Source organism: Niallia sp. CD-39 (genome assembly GCF_059874745.1).
Genome location: NZ_JCBCPS010000006.1, coordinates 1 through 22,234, shown reverse-complemented (window position 1 = coordinate 22,234; position 22,234 = coordinate 1). Strand labels below are relative to the sequence as shown.

The 22,234-nt window shown below is 37.8% G+C and carries 24 protein-coding genes, 1 pseudogene and 1 riboswitch; of the genes and pseudogenes, 9 read left to right on the top strand and 16 right to left on the bottom strand.

Annotation, left to right across the window (positions count from 1 at the left end; all coding sequences use genetic code 11):
• Nucleotides 1-203: 203 nt before the first annotated feature.
• Nucleotides 204-686 carry a DinB family protein gene (locus AC6F34_RS13395; RefSeq protein WP_500772956.1) on the top strand — a complete coding sequence of 161 codons (483 nt, stop codon included), beginning with the start codon at nt 204-206 and terminating at the stop codon, nt 684-686.
• A 15-nt stretch (nt 687-701) separates the two neighbouring features.
• Here the strand turns inward: AC6F34_RS13395 and AC6F34_RS13390 are convergent, their stop codons facing one another.
• The 4 genes from AC6F34_RS13390 to AC6F34_RS13375 form a co-directional block, all read right to left on the bottom strand.
• Nucleotides 702-1,139: an SRPBCC domain-containing protein gene (locus AC6F34_RS13390; RefSeq protein ID WP_500772954.1), complete on the bottom strand. Its 438-nt coding sequence runs from the start codon at nt 1,137-1,139 to the stop codon at nt 702-704.
• A gap of 108 nt (nt 1,140-1,247) precedes the next feature.
• A complete protein-coding gene (locus AC6F34_RS13385; protein WP_500772952.1) occupies nt 1,248-1,781 on the bottom strand; it encodes a GrpB family protein in 534 nt (177 codons plus the stop codon).
• A complete protein-coding gene (locus AC6F34_RS13380) occupies nt 1,781-2,227 on the bottom strand; it encodes a GNAT family N-acetyltransferase (protein WP_500772950.1) in 447 nt (148 codons plus the stop codon). The genes AC6F34_RS13385 and AC6F34_RS13380 overlap by 1 nt, the downstream gene beginning before the upstream one ends.
• A gap of 193 nt (nt 2,228-2,420) precedes the next feature.
• Nucleotides 2,421-2,972, bottom strand: a complete 552-nt coding sequence (locus AC6F34_RS13375; RefSeq protein ID WP_500772948.1) for a GNAT family N-acetyltransferase — start codon at nt 2,970-2,972, stop codon at nt 2,421-2,423.
• Nucleotides 2,973-3,123: 151 nt separating this feature from the next.
• Here AC6F34_RS13375 and AC6F34_RS13370 point away from each other — a divergent pair, with 151 nt between their 5' ends.
• The gene (locus tag AC6F34_RS13370; RefSeq protein ID WP_500772947.1) at nt 3,124-3,930 is read left to right on the top strand and encodes a pentapeptide repeat-containing protein; all 807 of its coding nucleotides are present in this window, start codon (nt 3,124-3,126) and stop codon (nt 3,928-3,930) included.
• A gap of 140 nt (nt 3,931-4,070) precedes the next feature.
• Here the strand turns inward: AC6F34_RS13370 and AC6F34_RS13365 are convergent, their stop codons facing one another.
• The 3 genes from AC6F34_RS13365 to AC6F34_RS13355 form a co-directional block, all read right to left on the bottom strand.
• Nucleotides 4,071-4,520: a GNAT family N-acetyltransferase gene (locus AC6F34_RS13365; protein ID WP_500772944.1), complete on the bottom strand. Its 450-nt coding sequence runs from the start codon at nt 4,518-4,520 to the stop codon at nt 4,071-4,073.
• 97 nt (nt 4,521-4,617) lie between these two features.
• Nucleotides 4,618-5,874: an MFS transporter gene (locus AC6F34_RS13360; protein ID WP_500772942.1), complete on the bottom strand. Its 1,257-nt coding sequence runs from the start codon at nt 5,872-5,874 to the stop codon at nt 4,618-4,620.
• Nucleotides 5,875-5,892: 18 nt separating this feature from the next.
• On the bottom strand, nt 5,893-6,636 hold the full coding sequence (locus AC6F34_RS13355) for a class I SAM-dependent methyltransferase (protein WP_500772941.1): 744 nt from the start codon (nt 6,634-6,636) through the stop codon (nt 5,893-5,895).
• A 310-nt stretch (nt 6,637-6,946) separates the two neighbouring features.
• Nucleotides 6,947-7,091: riboswitch (FMN riboswitch) on the top strand.
• 458 nt (nt 7,092-7,549) lie between these two features.
• Here AC6F34_RS13355 and ribE point away from each other — a divergent pair.
• From ribE to rsgA, 4 genes and pseudogenes are all read left to right on the top strand, one after another.
• Complete coding sequence (gene ribE, locus AC6F34_RS13350) at nt 7,550-8,191, top strand: riboflavin synthase (RefSeq protein ID WP_500772939.1); 642 nt, start codon at nt 7,550-7,552, stop codon at nt 8,189-8,191.
• Between the two features lie 19 nt (nt 8,192-8,210).
• Nucleotides 8,211-8,810 (top strand): annotated as a pseudogene (ribB, locus tag AC6F34_RS13345) (3,4-dihydroxy-2-butanone-4-phosphate synthase); the annotation flags it as partial.
• A gap of 89 nt (nt 8,811-8,899) precedes the next feature.
• Entirely contained in the window at nt 8,900-9,370 is a 471-nt protein-coding gene (gene ribH / locus AC6F34_RS13340) for a 6,7-dimethyl-8-ribityllumazine synthase (protein WP_500772937.1), read from the top strand.
• A gap of 474 nt (nt 9,371-9,844) precedes the next feature.
• A complete protein-coding gene (rsgA, locus tag AC6F34_RS13335) occupies nt 9,845-10,906 on the top strand; it encodes a ribosome small subunit-dependent GTPase A (RefSeq protein ID WP_500772935.1) in 1,062 nt (353 codons plus the stop codon).
• A gap of 62 nt (nt 10,907-10,968) precedes the next feature.
• Here rsgA and AC6F34_RS13330 read toward each other — a convergent pair whose 3' ends face one another.
• Nucleotides 10,969-11,139, bottom strand: coding sequence for a hypothetical protein (locus AC6F34_RS13330; protein ID WP_500772933.1), 171 nt, complete (start codon nt 11,137-11,139; stop codon nt 10,969-10,971).
• A gap of 195 nt (nt 11,140-11,334) precedes the next feature.
• Here AC6F34_RS13330 and AC6F34_RS13325 point away from each other — a divergent pair, with 195 nt between their 5' ends.
• Nucleotides 11,335-11,970: an O-methyltransferase gene (locus AC6F34_RS13325; RefSeq protein ID WP_500772931.1), complete on the top strand. Its 636-nt coding sequence runs from the start codon at nt 11,335-11,337 to the stop codon at nt 11,968-11,970.
• 48 nt (nt 11,971-12,018) lie between these two features.
• On the opposite strand, the gene AC6F34_RS13320 is transcribed toward AC6F34_RS13325, so the two are convergent.
• The 3 genes from AC6F34_RS13320 to AC6F34_RS13310 form a co-directional block, all read right to left on the bottom strand.
• On the bottom strand, nt 12,019-13,056 hold the full coding sequence (locus AC6F34_RS13320) for a hemolysin family protein (protein ID WP_500772929.1): 1,038 nt from the start codon (nt 13,054-13,056) through the stop codon (nt 12,019-12,021).
• A gap of 57 nt (nt 13,057-13,113) precedes the next feature.
• The gene (locus AC6F34_RS13315; RefSeq protein ID WP_500772927.1) at nt 13,114-14,427 is read right to left on the bottom strand and encodes a hemolysin family protein; all 1,314 of its coding nucleotides are present in this window, start codon (nt 14,425-14,427) and stop codon (nt 13,114-13,116) included.
• 261 nt (nt 14,428-14,688) lie between these two features.
• Nucleotides 14,689-15,111 (bottom strand): DUF1801 domain-containing protein, encoded by a 423-nt coding sequence (locus AC6F34_RS13310; RefSeq protein ID WP_500772925.1) that lies wholly within the window; start codon nt 15,109-15,111, stop codon nt 14,689-14,691.
• 209 nt (nt 15,112-15,320) lie between these two features.
• Between AC6F34_RS13310 and hemF the strand changes: the two genes are divergently transcribed.
• Entirely contained in the window at nt 15,321-16,238 is a 918-nt protein-coding gene (gene hemF, locus AC6F34_RS13305) for an oxygen-dependent coproporphyrinogen oxidase (RefSeq protein ID WP_500772923.1), read from the top strand.
• Between the two features lie 152 nt (nt 16,239-16,390).
• Here hemF and AC6F34_RS13300 read toward each other — a convergent pair whose 3' ends face one another.
• From AC6F34_RS13300 to AC6F34_RS13280, 5 genes are all read right to left on the bottom strand, one after another.
• Nucleotides 16,391-17,482 carry an ABC transporter permease gene (locus AC6F34_RS13300; protein ID WP_500772921.1) on the bottom strand — a complete coding sequence of 364 codons (1,092 nt, stop codon included), beginning with the start codon at nt 17,480-17,482 and terminating at the stop codon, nt 16,391-16,393.
• Nucleotides 17,482-18,750 (bottom strand): ABC transporter permease, encoded by a 1,269-nt coding sequence (locus AC6F34_RS13295; protein ID WP_500772919.1) that lies wholly within the window; start codon nt 18,748-18,750, stop codon nt 17,482-17,484. Before AC6F34_RS13295 ends, AC6F34_RS13300 begins: the two co-directional genes overlap by 1 nt.
• A 13-nt stretch (nt 18,751-18,763) precedes the next feature.
• Nucleotides 18,764-19,696 (bottom strand): ABC transporter ATP-binding protein, encoded by a 933-nt coding sequence (locus AC6F34_RS13290; RefSeq protein WP_500772917.1) that lies wholly within the window; start codon nt 19,694-19,696, stop codon nt 18,764-18,766.
• 113 nt (nt 19,697-19,809) lie between these two features.
• A complete protein-coding gene (locus tag AC6F34_RS13285) occupies nt 19,810-20,442 on the bottom strand; it encodes a response regulator (protein ID WP_500772915.1) in 633 nt (210 codons plus the stop codon).
• Nucleotides 20,439-21,563 (bottom strand): sensor histidine kinase, encoded by a 1,125-nt coding sequence (locus tag AC6F34_RS13280; protein ID WP_500772913.1) that lies wholly within the window; start codon nt 21,561-21,563, stop codon nt 20,439-20,441. Before AC6F34_RS13280 ends, AC6F34_RS13285 begins: the two co-directional genes overlap by 4 nt.
• 200 nt (nt 21,564-21,763) lie before the next feature.
• On the opposite strand from AC6F34_RS13280, the gene AC6F34_RS13275 reads away from it, so the two are divergent.
• Nucleotides 21,764-22,234, top strand: coding sequence for a dienelactone hydrolase family protein (locus AC6F34_RS13275; RefSeq protein WP_500772911.1), 471 nt, complete (start codon nt 21,764-21,766; stop codon nt 22,232-22,234).

Genomic DNA, 22,234 nt, shown 5'->3' with positions numbered 1-22,234 from the left:
TCATTTAGCAATATACTGATCATCCCTCTACTTTTATATTTTCACATAAAAAGGAGGAATAGTTTTTTCACTTAAAATAAACTTTCTAAGTTTGTGTACTTCTGCTTCTCTTCTTATTGACATAATTTCTCCCATAGAATAAAGGGTTCTCTTAATTCGCATAGAAACAATAAAAGATACCCTTAAAAATAGGAGTGATCCACTTGACCACTGCAAAAGTCATCTTAACGAATCAATTATTAGCGAATGCAAATGATCCTAGTTGGTATTTATGCTTTAAAGACGCTGTTGAAGGAATTGGTGAGAAGGAAGCCTTTTGGAAGCCAGAACCGCAAACTCATAGTATCGCTGAAATTGTTCAACACCTTATTTTTTGGAATGAGATTTGGCAGAAACGTTATGAAGAAGGCCATTTTAGTGGTGCAACCTCTATTTCTGACAATGACCTTACGTTTGAAGTTGATGCCACGTCTTCGTTTACAAACTTAAAGGAAAATCTTCTATCCGTTCTCTTAAAGTGGGATGACCTAATAAATGAACAAGATCGATTAGCTAAAAACGTAGAGGGCTTTCCTGTCGAGGCAGAGTGGTGGGCGATACTTGGAAATACCACAACCCATAACGCTTATCATATCGGTCAAATTGTTTATATAAAAAAACTCCATTCTTTTATAAATAAGGAATAGGCATAAGCCAATTCCTTATTTTAATCCTTCAGCAAGTCTTTTTATCGTTTCTTTCGATTGTTCAGCAAACTCGACAGATGCATCATAATAATTTTCCCCATCTTTAATAAGAGAAAAATCACCTATGTTGATTTTTAGCACCGTTTGACCATTACTTTCCTCAAGGAAGTAATGGTAAGCTACTGCACCCTCCGGGGGCTTGATTTCCCAGCCTGTCCCAATCAATGCAATGACTAATTCTTTTTCTTCAACAGCTTTAATAATTTTTGTGATCGACTGTTCTCCATTCGGTAAATCCCAAACGACTTTACTACCTTCTTTCATTTTTTCAGCTGGATAATCTTCAGGTAGTTCATCCCATTCAGCTACGTATTTTGGAGTAACTAGTACCTCCCACACTTTTTTTACTGACGCATTTATGATGACCTCAGTTTGTACCATTTGCTCAGCCATGCATACTCCTCCTCCTCTATTCTTGTTAATCTTACATTAATCTTTACAGAGTACATTTCATTTACAATCAATGGATCTAAGCTTTAATAATAGGGTTATCCTCTTGTTTCAATCGCTGTTTCTTGAAAGAAAATCCATCATGCTTTCCCACCTAAGTGCACGCTTCTCAAGATCACTTACAAATGCTTTTTTTGCCTTACTATACTCCGCTGTATCATCGTACTTAAGCGCCAAGCTTTCTTTATAATGGCTATATTCTTTTACTTCATGTGGATGAGCACGTAAATAGTCTCGAAACACGAGATGTCTATGAATTTCCGGGTGATTCTCTTCATAAAAATGAATATGATGAGTTCGATTCTCTCCACCCTTTCTAAGAAGTCGCCTACCAGATATACCCCATTCGCCTGCAACATCATACCCTAACTCAATAAAGCGATGATTTAACTTATCGACCCCACTTATACTTTGAACTATACAAAGGATATCAATCACTGGCTTTGCCTTCATTCCCTGTACAGAAGTACTTCCAAAATGTTCAATCATAATTATATTTACTCCGAGAAAATTAGACAAAAACTGTGCTTCATCATCAAACTTTCTTTTCCATTCATCTTGGTAATCAGTCAAGCGAATCTTCATCAGTATGCCCCTTTCTCAAAGTGATAAAGCCCTCCGACTTCCCGAACCATTTTCATGTTCAGTTTTTCAAGCACTCGAATGGATGCACTATTACTTTTTAAGCATTCTGCTTTAATTCTATTAATTTCCCCTGTTGAAACAGCCCAATTCATAATGGCTAATACCGCTTCTGTTGCATAACCGAAGCCACGAGCAGATTCATTCAATCCATATCCAATTTCCACTGAATCATCGACAGGCTTGCCCTTAAATCCAATATCTCCAATCAATTCATCGTTCACTAAGGTAAGGACAAACCAAACTCCCCAACCATATTGTGCTTGGTCACACGATAGTGAGTGAAGATAATAATCAATATGAGGCCCCATAGAATATGCGTCCTTATATTTTTGCTTCATTTCATATGTACAAGGAATAATCCTTAATCTCTCTGTAATAATCTCCAAGGTTATATCCTCCAAAGGTTTCGGAAAATTTATCGATTTCTAAATAGATGCACTTTGATGTATCTTGGTTGTAAAAGGTGGCTCGTTGAATCTAGAAATCATTCCAACATGTGAAACGAGTGCGATTTCGGTACTCTTTTACAATCTACTAAACTTTGAGAAAGACCAGCTTCAGCTCTTTCTCTGAAACCACTCATTTGGATCTCTGATTGATCCTTCCCATTATAATAGTGTTGTAATAGTGATCTCCTATTTTTTTATCATCAATTAGAAGCCCTTCCTCTTTAAATCCATACCTTTTATACAATTCAATGGCACGCTTATTACTTTCTAAAACTTCCAATTGAATTTTTCTTAGTCCTCCAAGATCTGCCCATTCAATAAACGCCTCTAATAATGCCGCACCAATTGAAAAGCCCCAATACTCTTTCATTACTCCGATCCCAAATTCTATTTTATGCCTGCTTCTATTCAGCTCGCCACCTACTCCTCTTAAAAAACCAACAATTTTCTCATTTACCACAGCTACAATTAGTAGACTGTTTACACTTTCTGCATCCGAACGAATAATCTGTTTAAAACTTTCTTCATCTAAATACTGTTCGCCTCTTTCTCTATTAAAGTATTCCGTTTCCCCATCTAATCGCATTCTCAGATCAGATAATTCTGCCGCGTCCTCTTCGATTCCTGATCGTATTTGAAAGGTAAGCTCCTTATTTTTACGTTCTATTGATTCTATCAACACTTTTCATCACCCCTTAAAGTTCCACAACTGCTTATAATTCTCTTAATACAGAGAAGAATCCTTTTTTGTTATTATAAAATTAAAGGAATTAGCCTGTTTCGGCTAGAAAAGAAGACTAGGTAAAAAAACAATTTTCTTGGAAGTGAATGTAATGGACATTAGGTATCAATCAGACTGCTCAAATTGCTTCGGCTTATGCTGTGTCGCTTTGCCGTATGCGAAATCTACGGATTTTCCTTTTAATAAAGATGGTGGAAAACCTTGTAAAAACCTCCGATCAGATTATACATGTCAAATTCATCGAGAACTTAAAGAGACAGGATTTCATGGTTGCGTGTCTTATGAATGCTTCGGTGCTGGACAGCATGTCTCCCAACATGTTTATCAAGGAAAGGATTGGAAAAGCAGTCAAGTTTCAAACGAAGATATGTTTTCGGTTTTTCGCATTATCCAGCAATATCATGAGATGCTTTTGTATCTTAATCAAGCAATACATTTACAAGAAACAGCTTCTATCCACATGCAGCTTCAGCATTTATACAGTGAAATGTATGAATTAACATTAGCAACTCCTGATAGAATCCTAGTAGCAGATTTATATACTCACCGCGTAAAAGCAAATGAGCTTTTCATCCAAGCAAGTACCTTATATAGAAAAGATTACGGGAAAGGAGCAAAATTAACAGATAAGAAAAACATTGATTGGATGGGGAAAGATTTAAAAGGCGGAAATTTCCGAGGGTGGAACCTTCGAGGTGCATTTATGATTGCTGCAAATTTAACATCTGCCGACTTGAGCTATGCTGATTTAATAGGAGCAGATCTTAGAGATGCTAACCTTATAAATGCCAACTTATCAGGTGCACTCTTTTTAACACAGTCTCAAATCAATTCCGCAAAAGGAAATGTACATACAAAACTGCCATCACATATTAAAAGACCTTCGCATTGGAGCTAAATTCTAGTCTGTGTTATAAATTGTATGCCCCCTATCTGTAGATAGGGGCATAGCTTAAAATTAATTTTCGTTTTGTAAATCACCGGTTCATATCATTTAAAACTATTAAAGCAATTGAACTCATAGACCATTAAACGATTCTATGAAATATATTTAACAACCGCCATTTCTTTTCCAAAGTTAACTCCTTCATCGATAAAACCTAAGCTTTTATATAATTCATGTGCACCTGTATTCTCAGGATGGTAACCCACAACTACTTTCTTAGCATCTGTCATAGAAATCATCTCATTTAGAACGAGTTGCATCCCCTTCTTCCCAATTCCTTTTCCTTGAAAACGCTCATCAATCATAATGCGGTAGATCCAGAATCCATCTAATTCTTCTTTTTCTGTGTTAAACATAGCGAATCCTACGATGGATTGATCTAAATAAATCGCAAAGCACTTAAGCGATAACTGAAATTTTGATTGTGCAATCGAGATTGAATTAGGTTCAAGGTAACTTTCTTGTACTTTTGATAGCTTCAACGTACAACACTCATACCAATTTTCTTCATTTAACTCTTGAATTTTGACATTTACACTCATATGATGTTTCTCCTTATTTTTCGTCTTTTTCATTATATCAAAATAGAAACATACGCTCATATTTCCCCGATATTAATTAACAAAAGAGATCCATATTCTATGGTTGTTTCACCATGCCATCTTGCTTATGAATTAAGATCACAAATAGACTTGCTAAAAAGCAAAGAATTCCAGCTCCCATAAAGGCAGCTGTATATGTTCCAAAACGATCAAATGCAAGCCCACCACCGAAGGATGCGACTGCTGCGCCAATTTGGTGGGATGCAAAGATCCACCCATAAATGATGACACTCTTCTCCATTCCGAATATATTTCTAGAAATATTAATTGTTGGTGGCACGGTCGCGATCCAATCAAGACCGTAAAAAATCGCAAAGATCAAAAGGAGCATATGAGAACCTTCTGACAACGCAAACGGGAGCAAGAGCAATGAAAGACCTCGCAAAGAATAATACCAAAACAGTAGCCAGCGATTATCAAATCGGTCTGATAGCCATCCAGAAAGCGTTGTTCCAATTAAATCAAATACACCCATGATTGACATCATTGATGCGGCAATGACTGCTGTCAACCCAAAGGCCACACAATACGAAACGAAATGCGTTCCAATTAATCCAGATGTAGAAAGACCACAAACAAAGAAGCTACCAGCCAACAGCCAAAAAGCTTTATTTTTGCATGCCTCTGCTAATATTGAAAATGCGAGTTTAAAAGGATTGCTCATTTGCTTCTTTTCAGAAGAATGACTTTCATAGCTTCCTCCATATGGTGTAGTCCCAGCTATTTCTGGAGACTCCTTCATAAAGAAAAGGACAAAAAAGAACATGACAATGCCAAGACCTAGAATAACTCCAATGGCCATTCTCCATTGATATTCTTCAATGATATAAGCTAAAAGCGGCAATAAAATCAACTGACCTGTAGCCGTACTTGCGGTTAAAATCCCAACAGCCAATCCGCGATTCTTCACAAACCACCGATTGGCGATAATTGGGCTGAGCACCGTTAAGAACAGCGATGAACCTAATCCGATCATAATGCCCCAGATTAAAATGAGATGCCAAGTTTCTGTCATCACAAAAGTAAAGCCTAAAGAAATCATCAAAGCACCCATTGAGTAAAGCATCATTCTTTTTAATCCAATCATTTGAACGAATGCACCCATGAATGGCCCTGATAATCCGTAAATGAATAAGGATATACCGAGAGCTAACGAAATCATTGAGCGATTCCATCCGAACTCTGTCTCAAACGGGATAACAAATACACCAGCTGATGACCGGATAATTCCAGCTACGATGACAGAGAAAAATGTGATGATCAATATAATCCAAGCAAAATGAATCTTCTTCATTACGTTCCCACCTGAATATTATTTTCTACATTTTAGAACAAAGCTAGTTGGAAGTTTTGACGCCTTCTCATACGAATACCACCTGTTTGAATGGCGTTTAACATCCTCGGCAGACAGTCGTACATCCTCGACTACCTTCTCAATTTTAAATCCTTTTTCTATGCACATATTTATGTACGTACTTAAGCGATACTGTTGCATGATGGCCGGATGATTCCAAGCCCCATGCTCATACGGACCTTCATCATGATATGACTTTTCCATCACTAAAAGTCCATCTTCACTTTTTAATCGATTGTAAAATGGGTGCTCCCAACTGAAGACAAAGAGACCATCTTTTTTCAAATATTGAAAAATCAACTCCAATGTGCGATCAAGATCTGTCGTCCAGCCAATGGCATATATCGAGTAGATGAGATCAAAGTGATTCTTTGGTATACCTGGGTTTTCCTCCATCGGCGATTCAAATAAAGACACCCGTGCATTTGATTCGCTCAACACTTTTTTAGCTGCATGAACTTGGCTTGTTGATAGATCGATCCCCCATAATTCACTCGCACCGTGCTGATCCATAAATTTTAATGAATGACCGCTCCCACAGCCGATTTCAAGTACCTTTTTGTTTTTCACATCTCCTAGCAGTTGAAGTTCATCTTCTGTTGGTGCAAGCGGACCATACTCAGGTAACGGGTTTCTCCCGTAAAACCGCTCTGCTACCTCATCCCAGCTTTGTTTATTGATTTCCAAAACTTTTGTTTTCATTGTACTCTCCCACCTTTCACAGAACTAATACATTCTCTTACGGTCGATGCATCCCCTGCTTTTTCAAAAATAAATTACTTTTCCACTTTGAATTTTGAAGCCAATATAAAGTGGCTAGTCCCATGCTGTCTGACTCTCTCGTGAATGATTTATACTTCTTAAGCGGCAGTAACGATCAACCTTTTATGTTAGTAGTTCCATCAGAATTGAACTCTTGTTAGATGTTCCCCGTAGGTTCGTACCTTTCAATTTTATAAGCGGATCGTATATTTTTTAAAATAGTCTATGGTATACTAGTCTCAATCGAATAGATTTCCTTCGGGGCAGGGTGAAATTCCCAACCGGCGGTGATGAACGAAGGTTCTAAGTCCGTGACCCGTAGCAAGTATCTTGTTCCGGTGGATTTGGTGAAACTCCAAAGCCGACAGTGAAAGTCTGGATGGGAGAAGGAAAAAAAGACGTTTTTAAAATGAATTTTAATGACGTCTATTTGATGATGTGAAAAAATCGCCCCGTACATGAATGTACGGGTTTTTTATTTAAGGAGGTGAAGTTTTGAGTAAGGTCCAAGTTAAAAATAGAGAATGGTATGTATGTTTATTTGTGCTGAAGAGATTTCCCTTTAATAGACTAGTAGCATATGATTCTAGCAATGAAAAAAAATTAGTCGTACTAGTAGAACGACAATTCCCAAGAATGATCATGCCCTTAATGGTTGATCGTTTTAATCGAATACTCAACTATAAAAACAAATTATTTCCTCCATTCAAACCACCCCATGCCCCGAGGTGGAGTTTTCCCTATTCGAGATCTATTAAATTGCATTGTTTTATTTATAGGTGCATCTACTCATCGTAATTGCATGAAAATAGTTTGGTGAAAGTACAAGTACAAATAGAAAGGATTGAAAAGGTTGTTTACAGGAATAGTAGAGGAAATTGGTACGCTCCTTAGCATAAAGCATGCGAAAGAATCGCTGTCATTAGAGATATGTGCGACGAAGATTCTCGAGGATATGCATATTGGCGATAGTATTGCCATAAACGGCGTTTGTCTAACTGTTACAAGTTTTTCTAGCAAAGAATTTACTGCGGATGTGATGCCGGAAACGTACAACCATACTTCACTTAAATTACTACGTACAGGAGATTCTATAAATCTAGAACGCGCAATGGCAGCAAATGGCCGTTTTGGAGGTCATTTCGTATCTGGACATGTTGATGACGTTGGGTTCATTACAAAAAGAACCAAAAAATCGAATGCATTATATTTGGAAATCTCAGTCTCTAAAGACGTTCTTCTCTATGTTATAAAGAAGGGCTCAATCACCGTTGATGGTGTGTCATTAACACTATTTGAAGTGGAAAGAGATAAATTAATGATATCGCTGATTCCTCATACGCAAGGTCATACTATTTTAGAACAAAAACGAGTAGGCGATGCGGTTAATATCGAGTGCGATATGATTTCCAAATATGTATTCGAATTCCTTCAACATAAAGATACTAGAAGTGAAGAAAGCTGGAAGGACTTGTTGCAAAGAAATGGATTTTAAAATATCGGAGGACACTCAAATGTTTCATACAATCGAGGAAGCATTAGTAGATTTAAAAGCAGGCAAAGTCATTATTGTAATTGACGATGAAGATCGTGAAAACGAAGGAGATTTAGTCGGCCTAGCTGAGTATGCATCAGCTGACATGATCAATTTTATGGCATCTTATGGTCGTGGGTTAATTTGTACACCAATGGAAAAAGAAAGAGCAGATGAATTAGGCTTGCATATGATGACGGATCAAAATACAGATGCAAAAGGTACTGCATTCACAATAAGCATTGACCATAAATCGTCTCACACAGGTATAAGTGCCTTTGAAAGAGCCACTACCATTCAAGCAATGATTCGGGAGGAAACTTTACCAGAGGATTTCACCCGACCAGGACATGTTTTTCCCCTTATCGCAAGAGAAGGAGGCGTCTTAGCACGACCTGGTCATACTGAGGCTACCGTTGATCTTGCCCTATTAGCTGATTCTAAACCTATCGGTGTCATTTGTGAGATTATGAATGATGATGGAACAATGGCTAGGGTGCCTGATTTAATGGTATTTGCGAAGAAACATTCTCTAAAAATCATCACAATTCAAGATTTAATAGAATTTCGAATAAAGCATAAGATAGTTTTTGAACTAGGAAGTTAAAAGACAATCGATGATTGACAAATTAAGAATTTTTAAATTATGTATGAGGAGGAAAATGTATCATGAGTAAGATTTATGAAGGTTATTTAACGGGAAAGGGTTTAAAAATAGGAATTGTCGTTGCTCGTTTCAATGAATTGATTAATGGGAAACTGCTGGATGGTGCAAAAGACGGCTTGATTAGGCATGGTGTAGACCAAGAGGATATTGATATAGCTTGGGTACCAGGTGCCTTTGAATTGCCCTTTATTGCAAAGAAGATGGCGTCTAAAGGATCGTATGACGCTATTATTACATTAGGCACTGTCATTAGAGGTGCAACCGCTCATTTTGAATATGTGAGCAACGAAGCAACGAAAGGAGTTGCCCAAGCAAGCATGGAGACAGGTGTCCCTATTGTATTTGGAATTTTAACAACTGATACAATCGAGCAAGCAATTGAGCGTGCGGGAACAAAGGCTGGTAACAAAGGTTATGAAGCAGCCGCAACAGCAATTGAAATGTCCAACCTATGTAAGGAATTTAGTCAGTAAAGATACACTTAAGGTAGATTGTCACGTCGGCAGTCTACCTTTTTGATGTTTGCACGTTTTCTTCCTTATGCAGTACTTTGATTATGCTTCGAATTTCTATTCTATTCCGCAAATGCAATACATTGCACCCATTTTTTTCAGAAAAAAATAAACTTTTAATTAAAATCACTTTACATCTCATTTAGAATAAACTATAGTAAATGAACAAATATGATTTTCAAGAGGAGTGATGGATTATGAATAGCAATCAATTAATAACGTCTATTGTCAATTTCATAGCACAGCCCTCTGGGAATACGGATCGATAAACCTTTTTCGTTTATTTCTTCATTGATGACTCAAAACCGTGGGCTTGTGCATTCATAAGTCAACGGTTTTTTATTATGTCGGCATGTTTTGTATGCCCAAATACTAAAAGAGGACCGTTATGTAAAACGGTTCTTTTTTCTATTCAATCATTGGAGGAATAAACAAATGAAATTACAAACATTAGGATGGAACGAATTTTTTAACGAGGCTTTTAAAGCTTTTGAACAGCAAGGATACACAGTCGGGAGAGTCGCACTTGAACATAAACGGATGTACCGTATTTATACAGAGCATGGTGAATTACTAGCAGAGGTTACAGGTAAAATGCGTCATCTCGCTGAAGGAAGAGAAGATTATCCTGCGGTTGGCGACTGGGTTGTCATCTCAGCTCGACCTGAAGAAGAAAAGGCAACCATTCATGCGATTTTGCCAAGAATGAGTAAATTTTCAAGAAAAGCAGCTGGAGTCACGACCGAGGAACAAATTGTCGCCACCAATGTGAATACGGTCTTTCTCGTGAATGCATTAAACGCTGACTTTAATGTGCGCAGAGTGGAGCGCTATTTATTAATGGCGTGGGAAAGTGGAGCAAACCCTGTCATCATCCTCAGCAAAGCAGACTTGTGTGCAGACCTCGATGAAAAAGTGAGTGAAATGGAGTCCGTTGCGTTTGGTGTACCAATCCACGTCGTTAGTTCTGAGAAAGATCTAGGTATAGAAGAATTGAAAACCTACCTAGGAGAAGGACAAACGGTTGCTTTACTTGGATCTTCAGGTGTCGGAAAGTCAACCTTGATCAACTCATTATTTGGGGGAGAAAAACAGGCAGTAAGCGGAATACGCGAAGGCGATGACCGTGGACGTCATACGACAACACATCGAGAACTCATCGTAACGAAAGATGGCGGCATCCTTATCGATACACCAGGCATGCGTGAATTACAGCTTTGGGATGCGGATGAAGGGTTAAGCCATAGCTTTGCAGATATCGAAGAGCTTGCCGAAAGATGCCGATTCCGTGATTGCCAACACCATTCTGAACCAGGGTGTGCGATTCAATCTGCATTATCTAGCGGTGACCTGGATGAAGGTCGCTACAATAGCTATGTAAAATTACAACGAGAACTCGCTTACCTTGCCCGAAAGGAAGACAAACGTGCAGAGCTAGCTGAGAAAGCAAAATGGAAGAAGCTCTCGGGTGACAGAACGCGAGTTTATCGTAAATAAAATGAATTGAGGAAGGGTTCAAATGGCCCCTTCCTCTTTTTAATTCCACATATACAAGAGCTCTATGTTTGTTCAATCTCTAATAAGTCAGCAAAATACTCTGTGAAGGCCTTCTCTACTTTTACATAGGGATATAAATCGCCCTGCCATAAAAATTGACAGCTATCCAAAAGCTGGATCGTGTCTTCACACCATTTTATATACTGCTTTTCCTGTTCTAATCCTTTTCTCAATACAGCTGCACTCCTTACAATTCTTGCTTTGATGATATTTCTTTCTTTAAAGCTAGCAAATCTTTCAGACAATATTTCATCATTTATTCATTACAATAAATTCTTTTTATCTTTATTAAAATATAGAGAATCTATTATAATTAAAGCAGCACAAAGCCTATTGTGACTTGATTCATTCTAGAAGAGAGGTCGTTTATGAAAACAATTAATTCTTATATCGATGAGGTTTTTGCGAATGAAGATGAGTTATTAAAAAAAGTAACAACTACGATTAAAAAGAATGGAATGCGCAATATTTCTGTTTCCTCAAGCACAGGTAAATTGCTAAAAATGATTGTAAATATTTCTGGTGCAAGGAAGGTACTAGAGATCGGAGCACTTGGTGGATACAGCGGAATCTGCTTAGCAAGAGGATTTGGGAAAAGTGGACATCTTACTTCTTTAGAACTAGAAGAAAAATTCGCTGCTCTTGCACAAGAGCATTTATCAGAAGCTGGGTTTGGCAATCAAGTCACATACTTAACAGGTGAGGCACTCAAGAGTCTTGAGAGCTTAAAGCAAAGCAATCAAACTTTCGACTTTTTCTTTATTGATGCAGATAAAGAAAATTATGAAAACTACTTACGCTATTGCATCGAGTTAGCAGAACATGGTGCATTAATCTTGATGGATAATGTATTAGCAGGCGGAAGTGTGGCGGATGAAGCAGCTGCTGAAAAACGATATACCTCCTTTATGAAGGCATTTAACGAAACCGTTGCAAACCACCCTCAATTGGAAGCTGTTCTTCTTCCAATCGGAGATGGAATTACACTTGCACGAGTAATATAAAAAAGAAACAGCCAATGTCAAAATTCGACTTTGGCTGTTTCTTCATCATCAAAACTCGTCACGGATTTCTCCAACGATTTCTTCTAGTATATCTTCCATTGTTACAATTCCGACCATTTCCCCTTCGAAATTCGTTACAATCGCCATATGCATATGGCTTTGTTGCATCTTCAGAAGAACTTCACGTATCGCTGTTTTCTCTGAGAAGAATAAAACGTCATGAATGTATTCCTCTACGTCCTTCCTTCTTCCAGCAACTAAATTTGTCAACATTTCCTTAGCATTGACAACACCGATCGGCAATGCTGCATCCTTGTTTTCCATCACTGGATAACGAGTAAGCCCATGCTCATCTAAAAAGTCTAAGCGATCTTCTCTAGGCATATCCTTATACACCATGACAACCTTGTCTTTTGGAATCATAATATCTTGTAAAATACGATCATCAAAGGCGAAGATATTCTCTAAATAATCAAGCTCTGTTCGATTGATTTCTCCACTCTCATAGCTTTCGGTCACGATCATCTTCAATTCTTCTTCAGAATGAACTGTGTCATGCCCTGCTGGCTTCACACCAAATACACGAAGTAAGGCACGAGAAGAACCATTTAATGCTGAAATAAAAGGATACATAATCCGACCAAACCAATACAAAGGTCGAGCCAGAATCAACGTCATTTTTTCTGCATATTGAATCGCAAGCGTTTTTGGCATTAACTCTCCAAGGACAACATGAAGTACCGTTACGATTAAGAGTGCAATAGTATAAGATAGAATGGTTGAAAGCGCGCTAGGCACATTGAATTCATCAAACAATGGCCGCAGCATCCGCTCTACTGTTGGTTCACCTAAAGCCCCTAACACTAGGGCTGTAATTGTGATTCCTAACTGACAAGCTGATAAATAGTAATCTAATTCCGACGTTACTTTTTTAGCAATTAGTGCCGTTTTATTTCCCTCGGAAATGAGTTGATCAATCCTAGACATTCTTACCTTTAGAATTGCAAACTCTGCACCAACGAAGAATGCTGTTAACCCTATAAAAACAGCTACTAAAAACAAGTTTAAAATAATTAATCCGTCCAAAGAACACTCTCCTAAATAAAAATCTATTTACAGTTGCTTATAGGCCTAACTGTTAGACTAAGTTGTACTTAATTCTTGTTTCAATAACTTCACTTGCTTAATCTGGAATTTATCCGTTTCTCTTACAATCCACACATGCTCTCCATGCTGGATTTTATCGCCTTTTTTCACTTCATCCATTGTTTGCGATTGAATCCAGCCACCGATTGTATCGATATGCTCATCATTCTCAAATTGAAACCCGAAGCGATCCTCTAACTCTTCTAGAAGGACGCGGCCATTTATTAAATATTCCTTTTGACTGATTTTCTGAATTTCTGGAAGCTCATCCTGATCGAATTCATCCCGGATTTCCCCTACAATTTCTTCCATTATGTCTTCCATAGTAAGAATTCCTGATGTCCCACCATATTCATCAATTACGAGTGCCATATGAATTCTTGCTTTTTGCATAATCACTAATGCTTCTTGAATTCTTGTTGATTCCAAAACAACAGGAAGTTCGCGAACAAAATCACTAAGTTGAAGCGTTTGTTCTTTAGCCATTTTACTAAGCATCTTCTTCACATTTACCGCACCAATGATTTTATCTTTATCCTCATCCGTCGTAACCGGATAACGGGTATAGTTATACTCATCTATTTTTTTGACAATATCCTCATAGGACATGTCTTGATCAAGTGTAATAGCATTAATCCTCGGAACCATAATATCCTTTGCTACACGTTCATCAAAAGAAAAAACATTCTCCATATACTGCAGCTCTGTTTGGTTTAACTCTCCACCTTGGTAGCTTTGGGTCATGACAATTTTCAATTCTTCTTCTGTATAAGCGTGGTCTTCGCTATTCGCTTTTACACCAAATAATTTTAATAAGAAACGAGAAGATCCGTTTAAAACCCAAATAAACGGTGACATTATTTTTCCAAACCAATAAAGGGGTCCAGCTAACAATAAAGTCACTTTTTCAGAGAATTCAATGGCCAATGTTTTTGGCGCCATTTCACCTACAACAACATGTAAGAAGGTAACCAATATAAACGCAATCGCATAAGAAGCAATTGAAGAAGCAGTTTGTGAAACCTCGAAATACGAGAAAACTGGATACAATACTTGTTCTACTGCTGGTTTACCAATTGCCCCTAGACCTAAAGCAGTAACTGTAATACCTAATTGACATGCTGATAGATAATAATCCAAGTCGCTTGCCACTTTTTTTGCGATGATTGCCTTCTTATTGCCTTCATCGATCAATTGATCAATTCTAGATTTACGAATTTTTACGACTGCAAATTCAGACGCAACGAAGAAAGCTGTTAAAGCAAGTAGTACGACAATCAAAAGTAAATTTATTAACGTAATAATGTCCAATTAATCCCCTCAGATGAGGGATCACCTCCAAAGAAAATATAAACATTGCATTACTGATATGAAGCAACACGTCATACTTTATGAAATGAAATGCACAAGTTAAGATTGGTTTATCCATTCATCCTAAAAACTATAACGTGATAGTTTAAGTATAAAATAGATGCCTTTCTATTGGCAATTTAAATGATGCTAATTTCAAAAAAAGATTACGGAAATTGGATAACAATTGTTATACTTTTTCCATAATCACGACAAAACATGCTATGAATGAGGATATTTAGCTTGTAGAAACAGGATGGACTGTTGAATCATTTTCTTTAAAATCTGTTGATCTACATCATCTACCTTATTTATGTACACACAGGCTTTTCCTGTTTTATGTTTTCCCAAATGTTGCAACAATGTTTCCCTGTCAGGATCGCCAGGTGCAAAATACAGGCTAAAATTTGCTTTCCTTGGTGAAAAACCGATGAGGGGCGCCTCTCCTTCATGTCCGGAATCATACTTATAATGATATTTACCAAACCCAATAATACTTGATCCCCACATTTTTGCCTCAAATCCACTTGATTCTGAAAAGAGATCTAATAACCGAAACGCATCTTCCCGTTTTTTGGGATTTTCCACTTCCTCAATGAATTGAATGACACTATTATCTGTTTCTTTCGTTTTTAGCTCGTACATCTTCTTATTCTCCCTCCATTACTAATTGTTCATTTCACATACGAAATTAACCTCTTATCTTTATTAAACCAAAAAAAACATTTTATGCAATTGATCAATAAATAATAAAACTAAATATTGTAAATTATTTGAATTTAAATGGTATAATAGGTAAAATCATTGGAATTTATGGAAGTTAATCATCCTCATTTTTTGAAAGGAGATACAAAGTGGGAACAGCACGGATAGAAGTGAATAAAACCTATATAAAAGAAACATTTGAGTTGATACAAGATAACATTTGCCGAGAACTTGAGGCACTTGATGGACAAGCTTCCTTTAAAGAAGATGCTTGGGAGCGACCAGGTGGAGGTGGGGGTAGAGCTCGCGTTATTGAAGGTGGAAGTGTTTTTGAAAAAGGTGGCGTAAATTTTTCCTATGTTCACGGTCAGCTTCCGGAAAAAATGTCCACTGGCCTTAACCTCCCTACTGGTCATGACTTTATTGCAACTGGCGTGTCGATTGTGTTGCACCCAGTCAGCCCGTATGTTCCGATTATTCACATGAACATACGCTACTTTGAAATGTCTAATGGCGACAGCTGGTTTGGTGGAGGAATTGATCTTACCCCCATTTACATTGACACTATACAAGCGAGGCAATTTCATCAAAGCCTTGCCGCACTGTGCAACCGCCATGACCCTAGCTATTATGGGCGCTTTAAAGAGTGGGCAGATCAGTACTTTTTCATTAAACATCGGCAAGAAACCCGTGGAATTGGCGGTATATTCTTCGACCGACTACAAGTGAACAAAGAGAATACGATTGAAGACCTATTCTGCTTTGTAAAAGATGTAGGAGAATCCTTCGTACCTATTTATAAACCACTCGTGCATGCAAACAAGGACAAAATTTATGGTGAAGAGGAAACACAGTGGCAGCGCATTCGTCGTGGTCGCTATGCAGAATTCAATCTCGTCTATGATAGAGGAACAAAATTTGGATTAGACACAAACGGCAGGGTTGAATCCATCTTTATGAGCTTACCTCCCTTCCTAAGCTGGCCCTATAATTATCAGCCAAAAGAAGGATCTGAAACCGAAACATTAAACTTATTAAAAAAAGGGATCAATTGGCTTGAGATCTAGTAAATAAACACATCCCCACTCTTTTCTCGTTAAAAGTGGGGATGTGTTTATTACGTTATAGACAATCTTGATCTCGCCGGTGTCACCGCCTTACACTCTTATCGATTCCTTACTTAAATACGCAATCTTCATCAATCCACTCAGGTTTTTGTTTAACTTGCCTTACGTTCAATTAAGTTGATGCCAATTCCCATTGCGACAATTCCTATTAGCAGCATGATTAGGATCTGCATTAGGATATCCTGTAATCCAGCATTATAAAAAATTACAGATTGAATGGACTCAAGTGCATGAACCATCGGGAATAAATCGGCAATAAATAATAGAATTGGATTGGTTATTGTTCCCGGCATCATGTACGCCCCGCTTATGAGCGGGATCAAAGGTACGATAGAAGGATAGATCATATAAAACTGCTCTGGCGTTTTAACAAAGCCAGTAATCAACATCGCAATACTTATCATACTAAAAGTGAAGCACGCACAAATGAAAAGGAGAAGTAATAATTGATCTCCTAATTCGTAATTCATTACATATTTAAACAATACTAGCACAATTGATATTTGAAACATTGTGATAAGAAAACTGTATAGAATATATCCACAATACATACTCGTTTTTTTCATTGGTGATAAGATGATACGATCCCACATGCCTGCTACTTTATCATTCAAAACATTATTCACTTTAATTCCTAGAAGAAAAATAGCAATTAGGAAGGTAAAGGCAAATAAAAGCTGCGTTCTCATATCAAATGATGGAATGGTCTTTTGATCAAGTGTTTTCACTTCTATTTGAAGCGGTGCATTCGCAAGCCTATCCGTTATCAATGATCGATCATAGCCTTCATATACAACAGCTTCAATCCATAGCTCATTATGGATCTCCTTTTCTATATGTTGCTGCACAAAAGAGACCATCGGATCTTCTCTAGAAGATAAGAGACGATAATCATGCTCATGTACATGCACAGCAATGTCCAAACGCCCATCGCGGATTCGCTCTCTCGCTTCGCTTGGCTCCATCACTACAAACTGCCAAGCATCATTTGAATTTAACACTCTTTCCCACTTTTTAACGACCCCAGAAGAATTGACTTCTTCACTAAAAAGTCCGATAACCGTTGGTGACTGGATTCCACTTGAAAATACAAGTGTTGCAACTATGCTCCCTACTATGAACAAGATCGGGACGAGCGGATTGCGGAGATCCTTTGTTAGTTGGGCCCATAATATTGTTTTCATTATGCTCCCCTCCTTTGTGGATAAAGCCAGAGGGCTACCATCGTCATTAATGCAGCAAATGCGATGAGTGCACTTCCAGAGATGATAAGAGATATGCTTACACCATATTGAATCCACTCCGATGCTATAAATAAAAACTGGCCATTTGGAGTCCATTTCCCTACTGCTTGTAACCATTCTGGAAACAGATAAATAGGAACAAAGTTCCCGCCTATAACTCCCAGCATAATAATGATTAACAAAAATAGTCCAACTGCTGCTTCAGGGTCTTTTACTCGTAGAGAAATCGAAGTAAATAGTGACGCTAGCCCCGCCATTGTTAACGAGAACAGCGATACCAATCCGATCATCCCTATCCAAAAGATAAAGTTCTTGTTAGGAAATACATTCAGAAGCAGATGAGAGAATCCAAAGACAACCATCATTTGAATCCATACAAGGATAAAAGTTGAGACCATTTTTCCAATTATAAAATTAATCGGATGACTATGCGATAATAGAACCCGATTAAATACTTGTTGCCGGATTTCAGCACCTGTTTTCGTTGCAACCGTCACCACAATAAACATTGCAAAAATGGCTGAAAGCACAATCGCAAAATATTGCTTCATTGTAATTGGATCAGCGTTATCAATCCTCTCCATCCCCCCTTCAATTGTTGGGGTTTCAATAGCACTTGGTCTATCTCCGCTCATGAATATGAGCTCACGATTCATATGGTCTAAGAACCCTTGAATGATTTGATGAGCGACCTGGCTCTTTTGTGTCTGCGTATTCGTTCGAAATTCCAATGAAGCAACTGGTTTCTCCCCCATTAATGCGGCGTACAATGTATTAACAGTAAATTCTTCAGGAATAACAACCATTCCATCAAGTACACCATCTTCTACCTGTTCGATTGCTTCCTTTTCCGTAAATTCATATACTGTTAACCATTTCTTCACTTCATCACTGTTTAAATATGCAGATAAATGATGTTGAAACTGCCAATGACTTGCCTGTTCAACCGTCCTAGCTGCCTCTTCCGTTGTAAATTGGGCAGCTTGAATCAACTTCTCTTGTAAGCTCGCTAAGTCAGTAGCAGCATTTTCATCGTTATTTACAACTGCAAGCTTTAAATCCATTGATAACTCATCATCACTATCAAACATTCCGGAGAAAGTAAAATTTAAGACAAAAATTAAAATGATTGGCAGTAAGATCGCCATAATCAGCTCTTTTCGGTCACGCAAAAACAGCAAGACGTCTTTTTTAATAAAACTTTTCATGAGTACACCCTCTTTAATTTCGTAATGTTCGGCCAGTTAGGTGTAAAAAAACATCCTCTAGGCTCGGTGTCTCTGATTGATAATTTAATAGCTGTATTCCATGGCTATCTGCTAAATGAACCAAATGAGTAATTAAATTACTCCCTTTTTTCACGATTATTGTGATCAGTAAATCTTTTGTTTCGACTTTTCGAACACCATCTAATTGCTGAATTTTATTGATAAACTCATCATCCACCCGGTTAAGCTCAATCTTCACCTTGTCATCTGTAGATAATATACTTAATAGTTCATCCTTCGTTCCTTGAGCAATGACCTTCCCATGATCCATAACATATAAGCGATCACAAAGCTGCTCGACTTCTTCCATATAGTGACTCGTATACAAAATCGTTGTTCCATCAACTTTATTAAGCTTTCGAACTGTTTCTAATATATGATTTCTAGACTGAGGATCAATTCCAACTGTCGGTTCATCTAATATTAAAATCTTTGGTTTATGCAAAAGGGCAGCAGCAATATTGATACGTCGTTTCATCCCACCCGAGAACGTTTTAACTAAGTCTTTTTGACGATCCGTTAAACCAACGATTTCAAGTGCCTCTTGTATTCTTTTTTCAAGCTGCTCGCCTTTCAATTTATAAATGGACCCAAAAAACTTTAAGTTTTCGTACGCAGTTAACTCTTGATACAAAGCAATCTCCTGGGGTACAACTCCCGAGAATTTTCGCATTTCCACTGGTTTCTGAATGATGTCCATGCCGCTCAGTTTTATCTCACCACTTGTTGGCTTAATTAATGTGGAAAGCATAGAGATTGTCGTCGATTTCCCTGCACCATTCGGTCCAAGCAGCCCTACGGATTCTCCGCTGTTCAAATACAAATTAACTTCCTGTACAACTTTTTTTCCTTTAAATGATTTAGTTAAATGAATCGCTTCAAGCATAAAGTCAGCCTCCCCCTTGTTGAATCTTATTTGCATCATAATGCAAAATAACCAAAGCCACTATTGACTCTGGTCATTCTTTGTTCATCACTATATGACTTTCGTCACTTCTTTTAAACCAATCGATTCCGAATGGCGTAAATCGCAAGTTGAGTGCGGTCTCTAAGCTCAAGTTTCTCTAGAATTTTGCTCGTCTGATTCTTAATTGTCCCAATAGACAAGCCCAAACGTTCCGCTGTTTCCTTGTTACTTAACCCCTCACCAATACAAGTTAGAATGGCTCTTTCGCGCGGTGTTAACGTTGGGTCAATTTGAACACCTTCTTGATTGTACAATAAGACAGGCATCAATTTTGCAGCCACATGATCTTCTAGGGACAATCCTCCACTTAATACACTTCGAATCGAGCGAATTAATGACTCTGCATCACCATTCTTTAACATATAGCCACTAACACCAAGCTTTAAAGCATCCACCACGTATTGTTGGTCATCAAAGGTTGTAAGGATGAGCACTTTAATATGGGGAAACCTTGAACGAATCGATTTTGCCGCTTCAATTCCATCCATTTCTGGCATGCGAATATCTAATATAGCAATATCAAATATTTGCTGTTCACAAAGTTGTATAGCCTTCTTACCATTATCAGCCTCTCCCACAACTGTAATTTCTTCATCCGTTTCCAGCATCGCCTTTATGCCTTGTCGAACCAATACTTGATCTTCTGCTAACAAAACTCGAATCACATCGTATCCCCCCTATCTGTCATTCGGATGGTTCCTCTTACAATAAATTGATCCTGATGCTTTACCACCTCTAATGAACCATTTACCTTCTCTAACCGCTCCCTCATAGATTTAAGACCATACCCTTCTTGAAATGCTTGATTCGTATTTGCAACATTCATGACCTCAAAGCGAAAGATGCTTCCACCCGGAGATTCAAAAGTAACTTCTGCCAATCTCGTTGGACTATGCTTCATAATATTAGTTAATGCTTCCTGAATTGAGCGATAAATAACAAAGGACTGTTCTCCAGATAGTGGGGAGGCGAACGCCCCATGCTTAACGGTAAAATGAATTTTCATAAAGCTCTCAATTTCTAACCGACGAATTAAGCGAATCACTCCTTGCAAGCCACCAATATCCTTTTGCTTAAAGGATTTTACCGCTGATCTTGTCTCATCTAAACTTTGCTGTGCTAGTCCTTTAATATTGCCAATTGTTTCTCGATCTTTTTTATCGGCTTTCAAACGAAATACTTCAATTTGCATTAATAATGCAGTCAGCTTATGTCCAACGGAATCATGGATTTCATGTCCGATTAGCATTCTTTCATCTTGTCTCGTTTGTTCCTCTTCTGTTACAAGTTGGCGTTTCATTCTTCGGTATTCACCAACCAACGCCTCATTTCTTTGGAAAAGCTCCTGTCCTTTTAAAAGAATACTTTGATACCATAAAAGACCTATTATCACTAACAGGCTAGAGACAAATATATCGATTCCAAATTCATTCGTACTAAAGAACAAAAAGAGACCTCCTACTTGAAAAAACAGGAGCACTATACTATGTACACGAGATAAAGTATGGACGGCCTCAGCAAGCAGTAACCCTTGAATGAGAAGCAAATATGTGTTGCTACCATGCCCTGCAGAATGAAACAAAAAGGACACCATCGTCGCTTGCAATATAAACAATATCACTTTAGCGATCGGGTGCTCTTTAACTAAGGGGTGAATGAAAAGAAGAAGCAAATATACGCAAAAACATGCTAGACCAAAGGTACCCAGCACAAGCGAAGATTCTATAAAAGCACTGATCCAAACAAGCGCAACAATTGCTAGCCAAACAAAATACGTCTTTCTCAAATCTATCCCTCTCTTCGAACAGCCAACTACTTACACTTATTATATCTTACCATTTTCCCTTTCCACTAAAGGGAGATTATAGGATTTCAAGGACCTCCATCATCTAGAATGGACAAGGGGTTTTTAGTGATGATGTCGAAATTGTACTAGTAATCTACTGTAACCGAAGTGAAGGATAAAGGAGGAAGTGACCCCAAGAGATGAATAAAAGAAATGACACGATGAAGACAATCGTCTTACTGCATGAGATATATGGAGTAAATTCACATATAAGAACTTATAAAAAACAATTAGAGGATTATGGCTATCAAGTTCTATGCCCAAACTTACTAGAAAGAGAAGAACCCTTTGACTATGCTCAAGAAAAAACCGCTTATCAGCACTTTATTGACAAAGTAGGATTCGATTTTGCATTTGAAAAAGTGAAAGATGTGATTTTGGATTTAAAGAATCGTCACTCCTCCATTTATGTCGTTGGCTTTAGCATTGGTGCAACAATTGCTTGGAGGTGTAGTGAACTACAACAAGTGAACGGTGTCATCGGCTATTACGGTTCTAGAATAAGAGAATATGTATCCATTCAACCAAAATGCCGGGAGTGTAATATTAACTGTGTAAGTAAGGAATGCGTACGGTTCCTTACTCACACAGTTTTTTATTTGATAGAATAA